This window comes from Brevundimonas sp. 01N35 (genome assembly GCF_056399785.1).
Genome location: NZ_JBFTRZ010000001.1, coordinates 127,919 through 147,250 on the forward strand (window position 1 = coordinate 127,919; position 19,332 = coordinate 147,250).

Sequence of the window (19,332 nt, forward strand, 5' to 3'; positions counted from 1 at the left end):
AATCAAAATGCCCTGCTCAGGAGACCTCCCCCATGACCGTTCGCGTCGCCATTAACGGCTTCGGCCGCATCGGCCGCCTTGTGCTTCGCTCGATCATCGAGCATGGCCGCACGGACATCGAGGTCGTGGCGATCAACGACCTGGGCCCGGTTGAAACCAACGCCCACCTGCTGCGCTATGACTCGGTGCACGGCCGCTTCCCCGGCACCGTGACCTCGGGCGCCGACTGGATCGACGTCGGCACGGGCAAGATCAAGGTCACCGCCGAGCGCGACCCGGCCAACCTGCCGCACGCCGAACTGAAGGTCGACATCGCCTTCGAATGCACCGGCATCTTCACCTCGAAGGAAAAGGCCTCGGCCCACCTGAAGGCCGGCGCCAAGCGCGTCCTGGTCTCGGCCCCCGCCGACAATGCCGACAAGACCATCGTCTTCAAGGTCAACCATGAGACCCTGACCGCCGACGACATCATCGTCTCCAACGGTTCGTGCACCACCAACGCCCTGGCCCCGGTGGCCAAGGTGCTGAACGACCTGTTCGGCATCGAGCGCGGCTACATGACCACCATCCACGCCTACACCGGCGACCAGCCCACGCTGGATACGATGCACAAGGACCTGTACCGCGGCCGCGCCGCCGCCCTCAGCATGATCCCGACCTCGACCGGCGCCGCCAAGGCCCTGGGCCTGGTCCTGCCGGAACTGAAAGGCAAGCTGGACGGCTCGTCGATCCGCGTCCCGACCCCGAACGTCTCGGTCGTCGACCTGAAGGTCGTCGCCGGTCGTGAAGTCACCGTCGAGGAAATCAATGCCGCTCTGCAAGCCGCCGCCGACGGCGCCATGAAGGGCGTCCTGGCCACGACGACCGACCCGCTGGTCTCGGTCGACCTGAACCACATCGCGGCTTCGTCCACCGCCGCCCTGCCGCAAACGCAGGTCGTCGACGGCAAGCTGGCCCGCGTCCTGACCTGGTACGACAACGAGTGGGGCTTCGCGACCCGCATGGCCGACACCGCCCTGGTGATGGCGAAGCTGATCTAAAAGACGAAACGCTGGGCCCTCTCCCACTGGGAGAGGGCTTGAGCGCCCAAGAGCCGAAGGCGATTGGTCGCGCGAAAGGGTGAGGGTCGGCGGCCATGACTGTGGAACGCACCATCTTCGCCCGCACGCTTCGGCAAAAATCCCGCCTCGCCTAACAACGCGTCTGGATCTCGCTGCGAGGCGGCAAGATCGACGGCCACAAGTTCCGTCGCCAGCATCCGATCGGTCGTTACGCCGCGGATTTCGCCTGCGACCGATTGAAGCTGCTGATCGAGATCGACGGCGGGGTCCACGATAGCGACGAAGCCGCGACCAGCGATCACCTGCGACAGACCGAACTGGAAGCCCTGGGCTGGACGGTTCTCCGCTTCACCAACCCTCAGGCGCTGAGCGAACCCGAACTTACCGTCACCGCCGTTCGTGGACACGCGCGCTTGATTGCGCCCTGACCACGGCTTACGCCGACTGCAACGTCCGACCCTCATCCGGCCCTGCGGGCCACCTTCTCCCACAGGGAGAAGGAAGACCTGGAACTGCTCCCATGACCTTCCGCACCCTCGACGACGCCGCTGACCTGTCCGGACAGACCGCTCTGGTCCGCGTGGACTTCAACGTGCCGATGGAGGGCGGCAAGGTCACCGACGACACCCGCCTGAAGGCCGCCCTGCCGACCATTCACCGGCTGCGTGAAGCTGGCGCCAAGGTGGTGCTGCTGGCCCACTTCGACCGGCCCAAGGGCGAGCGCGTCCCGTCGATGAGCCTGCGCCCCGTGGTCGAGCCGCTGGAACTGCTGCTGCACGGCCCCGTCCGTTTCGCCGACGACTGCGTGGGCGATGAGGCCAAGGCCGCCGTCGCCGACCTCGATGCGGGCGGCGTGCTGCTGCTGGAAAACGTCCGCTTCCACAAGGGCGAGGAAAAGAACGACCCCGCCTTCGCCGCCCAGTTGGCGGAGTTGGGCGACCTCTACGTCAACGACGCCTTCTCGGCCGCGCACCGCGCCCATGCCTCGACCGAGGGTCTGGCCCGCCTCCTGCCCGCCTACGCCGGCGAGGCGATGAAGCGCGAGCTGTCGGCGCTGGACGCTGCCCTCGGCAATCCGCAGAAGCCGGTGATCGGCATCGTCGGCGGCGCCAAGGTCTCGACCAAGCTGGACCTGCTGAAGAACCTGGTCGCCAAGCTGGACTACCTGGCCATCGGCGGCGGCATGGCCAACACCTTCCTGCACGCCCAGGGCGTCGATGTCGGCGGTTCGCTGTGCGAGAAGGACCTGGCCGACACCGCGCTCGAGATCATCGAGGAAGCCCGTCAGAAGGGCTGCGAACTGCTGCTACCGGTCGATGTCGTCGTGGCCAAGACGGTCAAGCCGGGCGTCGAATCCGGCGTCCGCGCCCTGGACCGCATCGCGCCCGACGACCTGATCCTGGACGCCGGTCCTGAAACCGTCGCGCGCCTCAACCGCGCCATGGACCTGTCCAAGACCCTGATCTGGAATGGCCCGCTCGGCGTGTTCGAGGTCCCGCCCTTCGACAAGGCCACCGTGGCCGCCGCCCAGCACGCCGCCGAACTGGCCAAGGCCGGCAAGCTGGTCGCCGTGGCCGGCGGCGGCGACACGGTCGCGGCCCTCAACCACGCCGGGACCGCTGACGACATGACCTTCGTCTCCACCGCCGGCGGCGCCTTCCTGGAATGGATGGAGGGCAAGGTGCTTCCGGGCGTCGAGGCGTTGCGCGTCTGATTTTTTTCTTCTCCCATACGGGGGAGAAGGTGGCTCGCGGAGCGAGACGGATGAGGGGGACATCGGCGCCACGCTCATCGTCGCCGTCCAGCTTGCTGAACCCGCCCCCTCATCCGAGCGCCTCCGGCGCCCACCTTCTCCCCCAAGGGGAGAAGGAGTCTGCCTGCGGACCCCACCTGTAACCCGGCGTGACTTCCCCGCCCCTTCGGGCTAAAGCCTGAGCAAAATAATACCGGCTCAGGAGATACCCATGGCGCGCATCACGCTGCGACAGTTGCTCGATCACGCGGCGGAGAACGACTACGGCCTGCCCGCCTACAACATCAACAACATGGAACAGGGCCTGGCGATCATGGAGGCGGCGGAAGCCGTCAACGCCCCGGTCATCATCCAGGCCTCGCGCGGCGCCCGCAGCTACGCCAACGACATCGTCCTGGCCAAGCTGATCGACGCCCTGGCCGAGCTCTATCCGCACATCCCGGTCTGCATGCACCAGGATCACGGCAACGGCCCCGCGACCTGCGCCACCGCCATTCAGTACGGCTTCACCTCGGTGATGATGGACGGCTCGCTGGAAGAAGACGCCAAGACGCCCGCCTCCTACGAATACAACGTCGACGTGACCCGTCGCGTCACCGAAATGGCCCACTCGTGCGGCGTCTCGGTCGAGGGCGAACTGGGCGTGCTCGGCTCGCTGGAAACCGGCATGGGCGAGGCCGAAGACGGCCACGGCTTCGAAGGCAAGCTGGACCACTCGGCCCTGCTGACCGATCCAGATCAGGCCGTCGACTTCGTCCGCGCCACCAAGGTCGACGCCCTGGCGATTGCGATGGGCACCAGCCACGGCGCCTACAAGTTCAGCCGCAAGCCGGACGGCGAAGTCCTGGCCATGAACGTGATCGAGGAAATCCACCGCCGCCTGCCCGACACCCACCTGGTGATGCACGGCTCGTCCTCGGTGCCGCAGGACCTGCAGGACATCATCAACGCCTATGGCGGCAAGATGCCCCAGACCTGGGGCGTGCCGGTCGAGGAAATCCAGCGCGGCATCAAGCACGGCGTCCGCAAGATCAACATCGACACCGACAACCGCATGGCCATGACCGGCGCCGTGCGCAAACTGCTGATGGAAAAGCCGGGCGAGTTCGACCCGCGCGCCTGGCTCAAGCCCGCCAAGGAAGCCATGCGCAAGCTGTGCATCGAGCGCTACCAGCAGTTCGGCTGCGAAGGTCAGGCGTCGAAGATCCGCCCCCTGTCCACCGCCCAGATGGCCAAGCGCTATGCCGCCGGCGAACTGGACCCGCACTTCGGCAAGTCGGCCACCCACGCAGCCTGACGCCTGCCCCCCTTGATCCTCCCCCGCTTGCGGGGGAGGGGGACCACGTAGTGGTGGAGGGGGCGGCAACAGACGCAGCGTTCAATGGGACGAGGCGACGCCAGACCTCGCCCCCTCCACCATGCTGCGCATGGTCCCCCTCCCCCGTTCCGCTACGCTGCTCGGGGGAGGATCAAGAGGCCGCAGCTTCACCAACTGCCGTAAAGCCCCATCAGGGCGCCGCGCACCGCCCGCGCCTCGATTTCGGCGTAGCGCAGCTCCTCCTCGGCCCGGCGCGCATCACGACGAGCATCCATGATCTCGCCCCGCACCTCGCGGATGCGGTCACGGATGCGCTGGCGCTGCTCGTCCGTCAGCCCCGACTGACGCAGTTCTCGCTGCTTGGCCTCCAGCTTGTCCTCGCGGTCGCTGATACGGCTGACGGCCGCGTTCAGCGCGCTCTCGGCCGAGGACACGGCCTGTTCGACGACATAGATCCGACGCCCGTCCTCATAGGCCGGCAGGAACCCAGCCTCCTCGGCCCGAGAACAGACCCCTCCATAGCTGTTGCCCTGACGCCCCTGCCGGAAGCCGCTCTCCCAGGTGCAGTAGGTCCGCAATCCGTCCTCGCGCGCCGACAGATAGGCGCTGGGGTTCGGCGCCGCCCCGTATTTGGCGCAGGCCTGCGCATGATCGTCCAGCCGGCTAGTGCGATAGCCCGACAGCCCGTCCTGATAGCCCTTCTCGCCCCAGGCGCCCGCCAGACACTGGTCCTTGCTCATGGTGGTGCAACCGGCCAATAGGGCGACGCCGGTCGCAGCGGCAGCGGCGGCGATCATCAGCTTCATGTCCATCTCCCCAACAGCTTGGCCGCAAGACTGGACGATTGACGACCCGCCGGGCAAGCCATGCTAGATCGCCCTATGGCCGATGAACCTTTGCTGACGGAAGACGACGACGCGGAAATTCTGGAGGCGCGCATCGACGCCCCCGGCGTCCGCCTGGACAAGGCCCTGGCCGCCGCCTTCCCCGCGCTGTCGCGCGCCCGCCTTCAGGCCCTGCTGGCCGAAGGCGCCGTCCGCCGCGACGGCCAACCTGTGACCAGCGGTTCTGCCAAGGCTCAGGCCGGCCTCTACGCCGTCATCATGCCGCCGGTCGTCGCCGCCACGCCCCAGCCCGAAGCCATTCCCCTGACCGTCCTGTTCGAGGACGCCGACCTGATCGTCATCGACAAGGCCGCCGGCATGGCTGCTCACCCGGCGCCGGGCTGCGAGACCGGCACCCTGGTCAACGCCCTTCTGGCCCACTGCGGCGACACCCTGTCGGGCATCGGCGGCGTGGCCCGTCCCGGCATCGTCCACCGCCTGGACAAGGACACCTCCGGCGTCATGGTCGCCGCCAAGTCCGACCGCGCCCACGCCGGCCTCTCGGCCCTGTTCGCCGCCCACGACATCGAGCGCACCTACGTGGCCCTGACGCGCGGCGCGCCCACGCCCGAGAAGGGCCGCATCCAGACCCAGATCGGCCGCTCCAGCAGCGACCGCAAAAAGATGGCCGTCCTGCGCTCCGGCGGCCGCGAGGCGATCACCGACTATGTGGTGCAAAAGACCTTCGGCCAGCCCGCCAAGGCCTCCGCCGCCCCGCTGGCCGCCCGCGTCGCCTGCACTCTGCACACCGGCCGCACCCACCAGATCCGCGTCCATCTGGCGTCCAAGGGCTCGCCCCTGCTCGGCGACCCCGTCTATGGCTCCGGCAGCCCCGCCGCCTCCGTCCGCGCCGCCGTGACCGAAGCCGGCCTGACCCGACAGGCTCTGCACGCCGCCGTCCTCGGCTTCGTCCACCCCGTCACCGGCCAGGCCCTGCGCTTCGAAACCGCCCCGCCCGAGGATATGCGGCGGCTGGAGGAACTGCTGGCCGCGCTTTGAACCGCGCGCCGCGCGCGATTTGATCCGTAACTAACACTGTGCTAATAAGCCCTCATCCGATGCGAGTGGCTCTGGGGCCACAGTCACGCTGTCATGTGACGATCCGCCCCTGTAAAACGGAGCAACCCGAGGCCATCTGGATCGGTTGAGGGGTGAGGCGATGGCGCACATTGGGTGGCCGGCGCCGCGGAGCCTGCTCTTGCTTATCGGTCGGAGGGACCACGTCTAATGGCTAACTCGACGCTCGCGGTGATGTCGCCTGAACAGGGACTGTCGCGCTATCTCACGGAAATCCGTAAGTTTCCGATGCTCACCAAGGACGAGGAGTTCATGCTCGCCAAGCGCTGGTCAGAGCATCAGGACCCCGAAGCGGCCCACCGTCTCGTCACATCCCACCTTCGTCTCGTGGCCAAGATCGCCATGGGTTATCGCGGCTACGGCCTGCCGATCGGCGAAGTGATTTCCGAGGGCAATGTCGGCCTGATGCAGGCCGTCAAGAAATTCGATCCCGACAAGGGCTTCCGCCTGGCCACCTACGCCATGTGGTGGATCCGCGCCTCGATCCAGGAATACATCCTGCGTAGCTGGTCGCTCGTGAAGATGGGCACCACCGCTGCGCAGAAGAAGCTCTTCTTCAACCTGCGCAAGGCCAAGAGCCAGATTTCCGCGTTCGAAGAAGGCGACCTGCACCCCGAACACCTCGCCGCCATCGCCACCAAGCTGGGCGTGTCGGAAGAGGAGGTCACCAACATGAACCGCCGCCTCGGCGGCGACGCCTCGCTCAACGCGCCCCTGCGCGCCGACGGTGAAAGCGAGTGGCAGGACTGGCTGGCCGACGACAATGCGGTGTCTCAGGAAACGGCTCTGGCCGACTCCGAGGAAAAATCCCTGCGCATGGGCCTGCTTCAGGAAGCCATGCAGGAACTGACCGACCGCGAGAAGCACATCCTCACGGAACGTCGCCTCAAGGACGACCCGGTCACGCTGGAAGAACTCGCCGGCCAGTACGGCGTGTCGCGCGAACGCGTGCGTCAGATCGAGGTCCGCGCCTTCGAGAAGCTGCAAAAAGCCATGCGCGCCGCCGCCGAAGAACGGAATCTGGTCGACGCCTAAGCTCCCTTCTCCCCTTGCGGGAGAAGGTGGCCCGTCAGGGCCGGATGAGGGGTGTCGGCGCGACGCTTGAAATGTCGTGGCTCACGCGTTTCGGCCTTGATCGGATGGGAGGCGCTCGCACCCCTCATCCGTCAGGCTTCGCCTGCCACCTTCTCCCACAAGGGGAGAAGGGATGATCCCTAGCCCGCCCGGGCCAAGCTCTCGGGCGCGGCCAGCGCCAGCACGGAGCTGACCGGCGCCATGAGGCTCGCCTTGCTCGCCCCGCCGGCCGCCAGAGCCGTCTCCAGCCCCGCCGCCGCAATGGCCAGCGATGCGTCGCCGGTCTTGATCGCCAGCGCCTTCAACGTCTCGGCCTGCTGCTTGACCGCGCGGACGGCCTGCATGGGATCATTGTCGAACTGGGCCAGGGCCGAGGCCAGGATGCGCATCGCCTGATCCTTCACCGCCAGAACCGCCTCGGCGCCCGACGCCGGCTTGTCCGCCTTGCGCTTGGACGGCCCGGCGTAGTCGTCGGAGTTGAAGCGGCGGCGATCCGGCCCGATGTAGCCCACCGCCTCGACCCAGTCGCGCGGCTTGGTGGCCAGGTTCTCGACCCGGCGGAACAGGTCGCCGCTGGTGAAGGGCTTCCTCAGGAACTCGTGCACGCCGGAATCCCGCGCGCCCTTGATGGTGCTGGCGGTGGCCTCGGCCGTGACCATGATGATCGGCACGCGACGGCACGCCAGGCTGGAGCGCCGGATGCGCCGCGTCAGCGCCTCGCCGTCCAGGCGCGGTCCCGAGCGTTCGGTCAGGATCAGCCCCGGCTCCATCTCGCGGGCCAGGTCGATCACCCGCGCCTCGTCGCTCTCGACCGCGATGTCGCGCGAGCCGAAGCCCTTCAGCAGGTCGGACAACAGGCGCGCGGCGGCCGGATTATGGTCGACAATAACCACCCGGCGCACGACCGGCGCGATCTTCTGCATCGTCTTGGCGTCTAAAGCGAACAAGGCTTGGCTCCATCTGGAACCAAGACGGTAAACTCAGGGGGTTAAGGGGCCGTTTCCCGTTACGGGACGCAGCCCCTTCCCTTTGGCCTTAGCCTTGGCCCTTAGCCCTGGCCCTTAGCCCTGGAAGGGGTCGCGCATCAGAATGGTGTCGTCCCGCTCGGGGCTGGTCGACAGCAGGGCCACCGGCGCGCCGATCAGTTCCTCGATGCGGCGCACGTATTTCAGGGCGTGGGCGTTCAGGTCCTTGAAGGTCCGCACCCCGCCGGTGCTCTCGCTCCAGCCTTCCAGTTCCTCGAACACCGGCTCGGCCGAGGCCTGATCCTTCAGGCTCGAGGGCAGATAATCCAGCACCTCGCCGTTGATGCGATAGCCGACGCAGATCTTCAGCGTCTTCAAGCCGTCCAGCACGTCCAGCTTGGTCAGGGCGATGCCGTCGATGCCATTGATCGCCACCGACTGGCGCACCAGAACCGCGTCGAACCAGCCGCAGCGACGCGCGCGGCCGGTGTTCACCCCGACCTCGCGGCCGACGACCGCCAGATGCTCGCCGACCTCGTCGTTCAGTTCACAGGCGAAGGGGCCCTCGCCGACGCGGGTCGTATAGGCCTTGACGATGCCCAGCACGTAGCCGACGCCGCGCGGCCCGACGCCCGAGCCCGCCGCCGCCTGACCGGCCACGGTGTTGGAACTGGTGACGTAAGGATAGGTGCCGTGATCCACGTCCAGGAAGGCGCCCTGCGCCCCCTCGAACAGCACGCGCTTGCCGTCCTTCTGGGCCTGATCCAGCACGCGCCAGGCCGGCTTCACATAGGGCAGGATCTTCGGCGCGATCTCCAGCAGCGACGCCAGCAGCGCCTCCGGGTCGATCGGCTCCAGCCCCAGGCCCGCGCGCAGCGGATCGTGGTGCGAGCGCAGGCGGTCGATCTTGACCTTCAGGTCTTCTTCATTGGCCAAGTCGCAGACGCGGATGGCGCGACGGCCCACCTTGTCCTCATAGGCCGGGCCGATGCCGCGGCCGGTCGTGCCGATCTTGGCCCCCGGCGCGCTGGCGGCCGCTTCCCGCGCCACGTCCAGCGCCGGGTGGATCGGCAGGATCAGGCAGGCGTTGTCGGCGATGGTCAGGATGTCGGGGTTGATGGCCACGCCCTGGGCGATGATCTTCTCGATCTCGCCGACCAGATGCCAGGGATCGACGACCACGCCGTTGCCGATGATCGAGGGCTTGCCCTGCACCACGCCCGAAGGCAGCAGTGCCAGCTTGTAGACCTTGCCGTCGACGACCAGCGTATGGCCCGCGTTATGGCCGCCCTGGAACCGGACGACCATGTCGGCCCGGTTCGACAGCCAGTCGACAATCTTGCCCTTGCCCTCGTCGCCCCATTGGGCGCCGACTACCGCGACGTTCGCCAAGATCGTTTCTCCGCAATCCAGAATGCGGTGGGAGCCTATAACCCCTGAATTGGGATTTGTCTCAACCTACGCGATGTTCGCCGATTTGAGCTGCTGATCGAGCAACTCGCTCAGCAGCGTATGGAGGGGGTTCAAATCCACTGGACCCTTCGCCAGAGAGGCGTCAGCGTGTTTCAGCGCCGCAACATACTGCTGCCTGTTGATCCTCAGCAATTCCGGCAAGATAGTATCGCCAGGGAGCCAGCCTCCTAGCTTCATACACAGAATGAGGTGACAGGCCGCCCGGGCCGTTCGTCCGTTGCCGTTCACGAACGGGTGGATGTAGTTCAGCCGCCACAGAACATAGGCCGCTAACGTAACCGGATCGGTCTCGTCCCAAATTCTGTTCACCTGATTGGTGAACATCTGCATCAACGCTGGCACCTGAAAATGCGGCGGAGGTTTATGTGCACCCACCGTCACCTCGCAGGGCCGGAAAGCTCCGGCGCTGAAGTGCAGGCATGCAATTGCATGATAGTTCAGCGCCTTAAGCGCTTCGATCGAAAGAACACACAGGTTCAAATCGATGGAAGCCTCAACGACTGATCTCAGGAAGGTATATTGGCGGGCGAGGTTTTCTGCTGCCAGATTCTGATACGGCTCGTTGTTTTCCGTACCAACCAAATCATAGATAAACATACGACGCGGACGTTAAGCCGGTTCGCCTTCAAGCCGCGCCAAAGCCTCACGCACCTGGGGCCGCGTCATTTCACTATCGATGGGCATATTTCCGTACACGAAAGACAGTCGCTGACGCATCACCTCTTCACGCGACATCTTATGGCTAGCCGCAGCTTTCAGCCGCTCCAAAAGAGCCTGATCCGTTTTCAGCTGCGTTTGCATGACCCTCACGTCCCCCACCCTTCGGTAGCTGAACACTGTAATCTCACAACGAGCATGTCAATAACATCGTTCCGTGTAAACTTCAGCCATGCTATCCGCACATCACGGCAAAAAACCGCCGTGATTTACAAAATTTCGGCAACCGCCGTCTCGAACGCCCATTCCAGCCAGGGCGTAGCGTCCACGACATCCGCCGTCTCGACCGTGCAGCCGCACCACAGACGCAGCCCCGGCGGCGCATAGCGGTGCGGCTCCATGTCATAGACCGCGCCTTCAGTCTCCAGCAGAGCCTTGAAGCGCTTCACGAAAGCCTTCTGACCCGCCTCGTCCATCGCCGTCACGCGCGGATCGACGAACTTCAGGCAGACCGAGGTGGTCGAGCGGATTTCCGGCCGGTCGGGCAGGAAGGCGATCCAGTCGGTCCGCTCCACCCATTCCGCCAGCGCCGCATAGTTGGCGTCCGTGCGCCGGATCAGCTCATTCAAGCCGCCTGCGCCCTTGGCCCACTCCAGGGCGTCGATCCAGTCCTCGATGGTCAGGATGGAGAAGGTGTTGATCACCACCCCGTCGGCCAGCGTCCGGTCGAAGCCCTTCTTGTCGGTGATGCGCAGCACCTTGGGGATCGACCGCTCGGGGCGATAGCTGTCCAGTCGCGCCACAGCACGCGGCGACAGCACCATGACGCCGATGCCCGCCTCGCCGCCCAGGGCCTTCTGGAAGCTGAAGGTGGTGACATCCAGCTTGTCCCACGGCAGGGCCATGGCGAAGGCCGCCGAGGTCGCGTCGCAGATGGTCAGCCCCTCGCGGTCGTCGGCGATCCAGTCGGCGTGATCGACCCGCACGCCCGAGGTCGTGCCGTTCCATGGAAACACCACGTCCTTGCTCGGATCGACCCGCGTCATGTCCGGCAGTTCGCCCCAGGGCGCTGTCAGCACCTCGGGCTCCAGCTTCAGGTGATCGCGCACGTCGGTCGCCCAGACCTGGCCGAAATTCTCATAGGTCACGACCTGCACCGGCCGCTCGCCCAGCATCCCCCACAGCGCCGCCTCGACCGCGCCCGTGTCCGAACCGGGCGTATAGAGCATGACGTAGTCTTCGGGCGGGGCCAGAATCTCGCGCGTCAGCTTCAGCCCATAGGCGAACCGCTCCACCACCTCCGGTGCGCGGATGCCGCGCCCCAGCAGGTTGGTCGGCAGCCCCGCCAACGACCACCCCGGACGCTTGGCCGTCGGACCGGCGGAGAACCACGGGCGAGCGGGCTTGGCGTCAGGCTTGGCGATCATGGCGTCGGCGTATCCAGCATGGAGAGAAGAGTAGGAGGTCGAGTCAGCGTCCGGGCTTGTAGGGGCGCTTGTCCCGCCATTCGGTCGCAAAGCGGATCAGCTCGTCATCCGGCGTCTCCGGCAGGGTCACCCCCAGCCGGGCCAGCAGGTCGCCGCGCTTGCCCCCGGCATAGGCGCCCCGTCCCTTGAGCCGCAGCATCTTGCCGCTGTTCGAACCCTTGGGGATGGTCATCATCACCGCGCCCTCGGGCGTCGGCACCTGGATCTTGCCGCCCAGCACCGCGTCCGGGACCGACACCGGCAGGTCCATGCTCAGGTCCGCCCCGTCGCGCTTGAATACCGGGTGCGGCGCGATCCTCAGTTCGATCAGGGCGTCGCCCGCCTGGCCGCCGCGTCCCGGCGCGCCCTGGCCCTTCAGCCGGATCACCTGGCCCTCGGCCGCGCCCTTGGGAATGGCCACGTCCAGCATCCGCCCGTCCGAGAACTGGATGCGGCGCGTGGTGCCGGCGATGGAGTCTTCCAGACTGATGTCCAGGGTGGCGCGCACGTCCTGGCCCTTGCCGCCGAAACCGCCGCGCCCGGCCGTGCGCCCGCCGCCGCCGAAGGCGCCGAACAGCTCCTCCAAGTCGATGTCCTCGAACCCGCCGCGCCCGCCCGAACCGCCGAACCCGCCAAAGCCGCCCGAGCGCCCGCCGCCGCCCGGCGGCGCGCGAAACTGCTCGCGTCCGTCGGCGTCGATCTCGCCGCGATCGTACTTGGCCCGCTTCTCGGCGTCGCCCAGCAGGTCGAAGGCGGCGGTGATGCGCTTGAACCGCTCCTCGGAGGCCTTGTCGCCGGGGTTCTTGTCCGGGTGCAGTTCCTTGGCCAGCTTGCGGAACGCCTTCTTGACCTCGTCCGCGCTCGCGCCCTTGGCAACGCCCAGTTCCTTATAGGGATCGCCAGCCACGTTCGCTTCACTCCGACATCAGAAAAAGACCAGAGCGTCAGTTAAGCCATGCGCCCCCCGGCTGAAAGGGGCAGCCGCACAAACCCGCCTAAGCTTCCTTCTCCCTCGGGGGAGAAGGTGGGCGCCGAGGCGCTCGGATGAGGGGGCGTGTTCAGCAAGCTGGACGGCGACGACGAACGTGGGGCCGATGTCCCCCTCATCCGTCCCGCTCCGCGAGCCACCTTCTCCCCCGGAGGGGAGAAGGACAGGCTTCAAAGCCTCGTCACCGCCTCCGCTCCCCAGCCATAACCCTCGCCCCACTGCGCCACCGCCGCCCGTGCGCCCTCGCTCACGCCGCCGGGGAAATCCGCCGCCGTCTGCGCCGCCGCATAGACCGCCTCCAGCCCCTCGACTTCCCAGACGCGCTTCTCCACCCCGCCGTCCAGCACGCGCACCCGGAACCGGCGCGGATCGACCTCGACGGGCTCCTGGTCCCAGCGGTCGCCGCCCATCCGCACGCACGGAACCCACGACAGCCGCCGCCCGCCGCCCTCGACCGCCGCCCGCAGATGCGCCGGCCGCCAAGTCCGCGCCGAGCGCTCGGTCCAGGTAAAGTCGACCTCCGCGAACCCCGCCCCGCCCGGCGGCGCGCCCGCCGGCCCCGCCCGCCACAGGCGCGGCAAGCCTCGCTCGCCCGCGCTCATCTCCACACGCGGCAGGTTCCGATCCAGCACCACGACCAACCCGCCTGCCGCCGCGCCCGCCGCCGTCGCCGCCTCTGTCCCCTGCTGCCCGCGCAACAGGCCCGTCAGCCGCCAGACCTCGCCGGCAACCAGGTCCGCGCGCCGGTACTGCACCACCTCCCAGCCCGCCGCCGTCTCGACCGCCAGGGCGTTGCCCCCGCCCAGCACCGCCGCGCCCGACAAACTCTGCGGCGGTGCCCCTTCGATCCGCACCGTGATCGCGTTCGTCTCATCCCAGCGCCCCAGTACGCCGCGCGTCAGCGGCTCGGTCAGAACCCCGACCGTCGCCGGCTGCGCCACCGTCGCGCGCGGCGTCAGCGTCGCCGCGTCCTGCCCGCCATGCAGCGTCATCGACCGCCACGGCTCGGCGGCGACCACGGCCACCGGTCGTCCGTCGTCCTCCGCGCCCGGAAGCAGCGGCAGGTCCAGCAGCCGCAGAAAGGGCGCGCCCGTGATCGTCGACCGCTCGCCGGGACGCCAGTCGGGCGTCGCCTCGCCCCCCGCCTCGCCCCGCGCGATCCGCACCACCGGCTCCAGCGTCGCCGTCGGCCGCTCGTCCCAGTCCAGCCGCGCCACGCGCCATTCGCCGGCCCGCCCCTCGACCTCCACCCCGTCCCCGGGCTCCAGCCGCAAGGCCGCCAGCGGTCCTAGGCGCGCGGTCAGCCGCTCGCCCGCGTCGCCGGCGGCCAGCGCGCGCCGCGCCACGCTCGTCGCCAGTTCGGCGTCGCACACCACCGGCAGGTCCGCATCCAGCCCGCCACCGTCGCCGCCCTGCTCGGCCCGCGCCACCACCGATCCGGTCTGATAGTCCGCCGTCTCGTCGATGAAGCGCACCCGCGCCACGTTCGGCCTCGGCTCCAGCGACCGCTCCGCCGCCAGGCTCGCGCCCTCGTCGGGCAGGGCCAGCGCCTCGCCCGTCAGCGTCAGCACCGCCGCCTCGTCGCCCTGCACCGCCACCCGCCCGTCGCGCTCCGCCGCCGTCGCCCCGAACGCGGCCAGCAGCGGCTCCAGCGCGTCGCGCGTCCGCATCGGCCGGTCGATGACATAGCCCGCCGCCTCGCCGTCCAGCGCGCCGATGGCGAAATCGTCTTCCTCCAGCCCCCCGCGCCTCAGCACGGCGGCGATCAGATCGACCGCCTCGCCGCTCATCCGCCCGTTCAGCCAGTGGCCGGCGCGCCAGGCCCCGGCGTCGGCCCAGACCTCATCCAGCGCCGGAAACGCCGGATAGGGCCGCGCGTCCCAGCACCAGGCGTCCGCCCCCTCCAGCATAGGCCTGCCATAGACCGGCGACGTCGGATTGTTTTCGGCCTTGGCGAAATGCTTCAGCACCGCCTCCAGCGCCCGCCGCTGCATCCGGTCATCGCGCGCGCCCGTCGAGAAGGGCGGCAGGGCGTTTTCCGAACTCTTGGGGTCCTGAAACAGGTTCGGTGCATTGCCGCCCCGGTCCACCGCCGCACAGCCGAACTCGGTCAGCCGGATCGGCTTCATCTTCGGAACCCAGGCCGTCGGCGTCGGCGCGCGCACGCCCGCGACCCGCTCATGGTGCGGGTTCGACCACCAGCCCTTCAGGTCCTTGGGCCGAAAGACCCAGTCCTCGCCGTGAGCGGTGTCAGCAATGGGCGTCCGCGTCTGCGCCGCCCGGTCGGCGCTGGAGGCGTAATACCAGTCATAACCCTCGCCGCCCGCCACCTGTTCGGCCAGATAGGCGGGCGCGGACGGTCCCCGGAAACCCGCCTCGGCGTCCAGACCGCCGCCGCCGTCGCGCCATTCCCCCTCGCGCCAGTCGCCCAGCGGCGGATACCAGTCGACGCCGACGTAATCGATGTTGGGATCGGCCCAAAGCGGGTCGAGATGAAACCGCACCTCCCCGCCCGCCTGCCGCCCGAAATACTCCGACCAGTCGGCGGCGTAGGACAGCTTCACCCCCGCCCCGACCACCGCCCGGCACTCCGCCGCCAGCGTCCGCAACTGCGCCACCGCCGGAAAGCCGCCCCCGGCGTCGCGCGTCCAGGTCAGCCCCCGCATCTCCGAGCCGATCAGCAGGCCGTCCGCCCCTTCCTCGGCCGCGATCGCCGCATAGTGCAACGCCAGCCGCCTCAGCCCCCAGCCGTCGGCGTCGCCGAACAGGGCCGCGACCTCGGCCGTCGCCCCCGCTCCATCGGTTCCCGCCACACGGCCACGCCACGGATAGCCAGCCGCATCCATGAAGACGAAGGGATAGAGCGTCACCTCCAGCCCACGGCCTTTCAGCGCCCGGATCGCCTGCCGCACGCTCTCGTCGGACGGCGTGCCGCCATAGGCCGGCCCCTTGCCGCCCTTGCCGTCGTCCACTTCGGAAATCAGATGCGCCTCAGCCCGCCCCAGGCCCGCCACCTTCCACGTCAGCGGCGCGGTCGTCTTGGCGCGGTTCTCCACCCCCGGCCGGATGCGGCACATCCCCGCCTGCACATCATCGCCGAACCAGCCGACGATCAGGCTGACCCGCTTCAGCTTGGGCGCCTGGGCCATCAACTGATCCAGCGATACCGCGAGGTCCGCCCGTCCCTCGGCGTGATGCACGTTCTCGGGCGTGGTCCGCGTCAGTCCTTCGCGGCGCATCACCGCCTCGGTCGCCAGACAGAACTCCCCCGCGCCGGGGATCAGGCAGACTCCTTCGAGCAGGTCCTCCAGCCGTCCCTCGCCCGGCGCGCGGCGGAACACCTCGAACGCCAACTGCGGCGCGCGATTACCGAAGGGCCCCAGCGGCAGGTCCTCGAACACCGCATAGGCCACACCCCGGAACGCCGGCGCCGCCCCCTCGACCGCCTCGATCAACGGGTCCGGCGTCTGATCCTGCGTCCCGCGATGCACCCGCATCGTCACCCCGGTCATGTCCAGCGGCTGGCCGTCGGCCCAGACCCGGCCCACCCCGTCGATCGGTCCCTCGCCCAGGGCCACGGCGAAGCTCAGCGAATAGTCGTACTCGACCGTCTTCTGCCCGCCCTTGCCGCCCGACCGCTTGTTCCTGTTCTCCAGAAACCGCGCGGCCCAGATCACCTGCCCCACAACCCGCGCCCGGCCGAAGACGCAGCCCATGGGCGCCCCGTCCGCCGAGGACTGCAGGTTCAGCGCCTCCAACCTCGGCCCGACTTGCCGCGTGGGCGACAGGCTGGCGATCACTCGGTTGTCGATGGCCCGCCCAATGGTCGCGCCGACAAAGGCGCCGATCGGCCCGCCGATAGAGCCGCCGATCGCAGTCAGAACCACCTGCGCCATTCAGTTCTCCTTCGTCGCCGGCCAGCGGAAAGCCGCGACCAGTCTTCGCCGCCACCACGGCCCCATCCAGCTCTCGACCACCGACCGCCCCCAATAGGCGTGGATCATCTTCCACTCGGGCCCGTCATCCGCGCTCAGGATGGCGCAGTGTTTGACCGGACAGCCCGCGCTCATGCGGAACAGCAGCACGTCGCTCGGCCGCGCCCTCTCCAGCGCCACCTCGACCAGGCGCCGCCTTGCAGCGTGCAGCAGCGTCTCCTCGCCACCGACCTCGGCCCAGTCGGCGCGGTAAGGCGGCGGTGCCTCCGGCTCCACGCCCACCACCTCGCGCCACACCCCGCGCAGCAGACCCAGACAGTCCGCGCCCTCGCCCTTCACGCTGGCCTGATGCCGATACGGCGTCCCCAGCCAGCCGCGCGCAGCGGCCACCACCTCCCCCCTCATCGCCGACTCCCGCCGTCGTGCCGCCCCGCCGTGACCGGGCGCGCGGCGATGAAGTCATCGCCTGGAATATCGGGAAAGCCCTGGAAGTTGACGCCGTTGCCGAACCGCCCTGTGCAAGTCGCCCAGCGCTTGTCGCAGCGCCGCCTCGCGATGGCGGCTTCATCCAAGCCACAGCGCGCATCGCCCAGCACCGCGCCGCAGGTCCGGCCATAGGTCCGCCCCACCACCCGCTCCAGCGCCGCCATCGGCCCGTCCAGATCGGCGACGAAGGCCCCGTTCTCGCGCCGGATCCGCGCCAGCCTCCCGGCCCACAACCGCACCCTCAGGTCCGACCGCGCCCAGTCCACCCGCCACAGCTCCACCCGCGCCCCGTCATAGAGGCCCGCCGCGATGTCGCCCTCGGTAATCGCCGCGTCGTCCAGCCCGCCCGACGCCGACAGTCCCCCGGCCTCCAGCCCGACCGCGCCCTCGCCCGCGCCCGCCGTCCAGCCGCTGCCGGCACGACAGACCACGCCCTCGACCTCCAGATCCCGATCATGATCGGTGAAGCCCAACACCTCGCCGTCGCTCCGCCTCAGCACCCAGGCATGGCACAGCATCGCCGCCCCGCTTTCGATGCGGGCGGCCAGTTCGTTCGGTATGTCGCGCATGCCTAAACCCGCACCTCGATCAGCGGCATGGCGACCATCCGCCCGGCGCCAAAACTCTCCAGCGTCATCTCGATCCGGTCGGCGTCGAACCGCACCGGCGTGTCAAAGACAAACCCCGCCGTCACCACCGCCCCCGGCGCCGGCGGCGTCGCCAGCGTCGCCTCCCCCGTCAGGTGATCCAGCACGAAGGCGCCCGTCTCGACGCCGTTCACCGCCACCCGAACCGAGCCCTCGACCGGCTTCCTGATCCGCCGCTCATGATCGCCATAGGCCTTGCACAACCTGAACATCCGCCGCGTCCCGTCGCCCGTCCCGATCCTCTGATCCGTGGCGGCGACTGCCTCTCCCGGCGCGCAGCTCTTGAAGTCGGCGAAGTCGCGGAACCGGAACCCGTACAGCCGCCCGCGTCGCGCCTCGAAGAAGGCGGTCAGCGCCGCCATGTCGTCCAGCGACCGCAGCCCCGCCCCGATCAGATAGCGCCTGCGTCCCTCGGCCCAGGGGGTCGAGCGCCGTTCGAACCCCGACCCCAGGGTCGTGATCTCCGTCCGCCGCTCGACCCCGCCGGTCGATCCGAACGCCAGCCGCGCGGGCAGGCGCACCTCATGAAAGGCCATGCATCCTCGCTCATGTCTTGAACTGCGCCATTCCGGGAACAAGCGGCGATCCGCTCGCGGATATCCGGTCCCAAGGCCACGCTTCGGGTTGTCTGGAAACCAACGCTCGGTCATGCTCGCGTCCAGGCGGCAGGGGGCCGTTCAGATCAGGAGACTTCCGAATGCGCGGTGAAATTCTCAGCTATGACGACGTCTCGGGCACCGGCCTGATCAGCGGCGACGACAGCATCCGCTACGGCTTCGCCCGCGCCGCCATTCAGGCGGGCGGCGTCATCCGTTCCGGCGCTCGCGTCGACTTCGTACCCGAGGGCGTCGAGGCGACCCAGATCATGGTCCTGGCCAGCTCGCCCGCCGCCGCCTTCGGCCAGGCCGCCGCTTCGTCCTACGTCGCCCGCGACACCGGCGGCGGCTACGACATCAAGAGCGCCTTCTTCTCGTTCAAGGGCCGCATGCGCCGCCAGCATTTCTGGATCAGCTGGGCCATCCTGTTCGGCCTCGGCATCGTCTCCAGCTTCATTCCGAAGATCAGCTTCTTCCTCGGCCTGATCCTGCTGGTCGGCCATCTGGCGGTCGGCTTCAAACGCTTCCACGACATGGGCAAGCCGGGCTGGCTGGTCGTCATCCCCTGGGCGCTCTGGTACGCCGCGCTCGGCCTGATGGTCGCGTCTTTCGGCCTCGCCGTCCTCTTCGACCCCAACGCCATGCAGTCCATGGATCCCGAAACCCTTCTCGCCACCGGCGGGACCTCCTTCGCCCTCGTCTTCCTCTCGGCCATTGTCAGCCTCGGCTTCTGGCTCTGGCTCGGCATCGGCGACAGCCAGCGCGGCGACAACAAGTACGGCCCCAATCCCAAGGGCGAGTAGGACGGACCATGCCGCCGCTCATCTCCCTTCCCCCTCAAGGGGGGAAGGGGCGGGGATGGGGGTGAGGGCGCGCCATCGCCCATGAAGCGCATGAGGCGGTCCGCGTCTCCTGAGACCTATGGGATAGGGCCTGCCTCCACCCCCACCCA

18 protein-coding genes are annotated in these 19,332 nt (G+C 68.5%); 7 read left to right on the forward strand and 11 right to left on the reverse strand.

The features are described 5' to 3' along the window. The first annotated feature begins 32 nt into the window (after positions 1-32). The 4 genes from gap to fba all read left to right on the forward strand — a co-directional run bounded on the left by gap (position 33) and on the right by fba (position 4,111). Positions 33-1,040: a type I glyceraldehyde-3-phosphate dehydrogenase gene (gene gap / locus AC1DJ5_RS00625; protein ID WP_477019333.1), complete on the forward strand. Its 1,008-nt coding sequence runs from the start codon at positions 33-35 to the stop codon at positions 1,038-1,040. Between the two features lie 188 nt (positions 1,041-1,228). Beyond that, entirely contained in the window at positions 1,229-1,489 is a 261-nt protein-coding gene (locus AC1DJ5_RS00630; protein ID WP_441455867.1) for an endonuclease domain-containing protein, read from the forward strand. 92 nt (positions 1,490-1,581) lie between these two features. Further along, positions 1,582-2,775, forward strand: a complete 1,194-nt coding sequence (locus tag AC1DJ5_RS00635; protein WP_477019334.1) for a phosphoglycerate kinase — start codon at positions 1,582-1,584, stop codon at positions 2,773-2,775. Positions 2,776-3,025: 250 nt separating this feature from the next. After that, positions 3,026-4,111 carry a class II fructose-bisphosphate aldolase gene (gene fba, locus AC1DJ5_RS00640; RefSeq protein WP_477019335.1) on the forward strand — a complete coding sequence of 362 codons (1,086 nt, stop codon included), beginning with the start codon at positions 3,026-3,028 and terminating at the stop codon, positions 4,109-4,111. 188 nt (positions 4,112-4,299) lie between these two features. Here fba and AC1DJ5_RS00645 read toward each other — a convergent pair whose 3' ends face one another. Further along, entirely contained in the window at positions 4,300-4,938 is a 639-nt protein-coding gene (locus AC1DJ5_RS00645) for a DUF2799 domain-containing protein (RefSeq protein ID WP_441455811.1), read from the reverse strand. A gap of 75 nt (positions 4,939-5,013) precedes the next feature. Between AC1DJ5_RS00645 and AC1DJ5_RS00650 the strand changes: the two genes are divergently transcribed. Together AC1DJ5_RS00650 and rpoH are read left to right on the forward strand one after the other, a co-directional pair. Then, positions 5,014-6,015 (forward strand): RluA family pseudouridine synthase, encoded by a 1,002-nt coding sequence (locus AC1DJ5_RS00650; protein WP_441455812.1) that lies wholly within the window; start codon positions 5,014-5,016, stop codon positions 6,013-6,015. Between the two features lie 228 nt (positions 6,016-6,243). Further along, a complete protein-coding gene (gene rpoH, locus AC1DJ5_RS00655; protein ID WP_477019336.1) occupies positions 6,244-7,128 on the forward strand; it encodes an RNA polymerase sigma factor RpoH in 885 nt (294 codons plus the stop codon). A 179-nt stretch (positions 7,129-7,307) separates the two neighbouring features. On the opposite strand, the gene AC1DJ5_RS00660 is transcribed toward rpoH, so the two are convergent. The 10 genes from AC1DJ5_RS00660 to AC1DJ5_RS00705 all read right to left on the reverse strand — a co-directional run bounded on the left by AC1DJ5_RS00660 (position 7,308) and on the right by AC1DJ5_RS00705 (position 18,320). Further along, positions 7,308-8,114, reverse strand: coding sequence for a response regulator (locus tag AC1DJ5_RS00660; protein WP_477019337.1), 807 nt, complete (start codon positions 8,112-8,114; stop codon positions 7,308-7,310). Positions 8,115-8,228: 114 nt separating this feature from the next. Then, positions 8,229-9,524: an adenylosuccinate synthase gene (locus AC1DJ5_RS00665; protein WP_477019338.1), complete on the reverse strand. Its 1,296-nt coding sequence runs from the start codon at positions 9,522-9,524 to the stop codon at positions 8,229-8,231. Between the two features lie 66 nt (positions 9,525-9,590). After that, a complete protein-coding gene (locus tag AC1DJ5_RS00670) occupies positions 9,591-10,202 on the reverse strand; it encodes a Fic family protein (RefSeq protein WP_477019339.1) in 612 nt (203 codons plus the stop codon). Between the two features lie 12 nt (positions 10,203-10,214). After that, positions 10,215-10,406, reverse strand: a complete 192-nt coding sequence (locus AC1DJ5_RS00675) for a hypothetical protein (RefSeq protein WP_477019340.1) — start codon at positions 10,404-10,406, stop codon at positions 10,215-10,217. A gap of 125 nt (positions 10,407-10,531) precedes the next feature. Further along, positions 10,532-11,689 (reverse strand): phosphoserine transaminase, encoded by a 1,158-nt coding sequence (locus AC1DJ5_RS00680; RefSeq protein ID WP_477019341.1) that lies wholly within the window; start codon positions 11,687-11,689, stop codon positions 10,532-10,534. A 43-nt stretch (positions 11,690-11,732) separates the two neighbouring features. Further along, positions 11,733-12,635, reverse strand: coding sequence for a DnaJ C-terminal domain-containing protein (locus tag AC1DJ5_RS00685; RefSeq protein ID WP_477019342.1), 903 nt, complete (start codon positions 12,633-12,635; stop codon positions 11,733-11,735). A gap of 251 nt (positions 12,636-12,886) precedes the next feature. Next, positions 12,887-16,612, reverse strand: coding sequence for a baseplate multidomain protein megatron (locus tag AC1DJ5_RS00690; protein WP_477019343.1), 3,726 nt, complete (start codon positions 16,610-16,612; stop codon positions 12,887-12,889). Next, a complete protein-coding gene (locus AC1DJ5_RS00695) occupies positions 16,613-17,056 on the reverse strand; it encodes a C40 family peptidase (protein WP_477019344.1) in 444 nt (147 codons plus the stop codon). Further along, positions 17,053-17,706 (reverse strand): baseplate hub domain-containing protein, encoded by a 654-nt coding sequence (locus AC1DJ5_RS00700; RefSeq protein ID WP_477019345.1) that lies wholly within the window; start codon positions 17,704-17,706, stop codon positions 17,053-17,055. Before AC1DJ5_RS00700 ends, AC1DJ5_RS00695 begins: the two co-directional genes overlap by 4 nt. A 2-nt stretch (positions 17,707-17,708) precedes the next feature. Then, positions 17,709-18,320: a phage distal tail protein, Rcc01695 family gene (locus tag AC1DJ5_RS00705; protein ID WP_441455826.1), complete on the reverse strand. Its 612-nt coding sequence runs from the start codon at positions 18,318-18,320 to the stop codon at positions 17,709-17,711. Between the two features lie 161 nt (positions 18,321-18,481). On the opposite strand from AC1DJ5_RS00705, the gene AC1DJ5_RS00710 reads away from it, so the two are divergent. After that, positions 18,482-19,183: a DUF805 domain-containing protein gene (locus AC1DJ5_RS00710; protein WP_477019346.1), complete on the forward strand. Its 702-nt coding sequence runs from the start codon at positions 18,482-18,484 to the stop codon at positions 19,181-19,183. Positions 19,184-19,332: the final 149 nt, after the last annotated feature.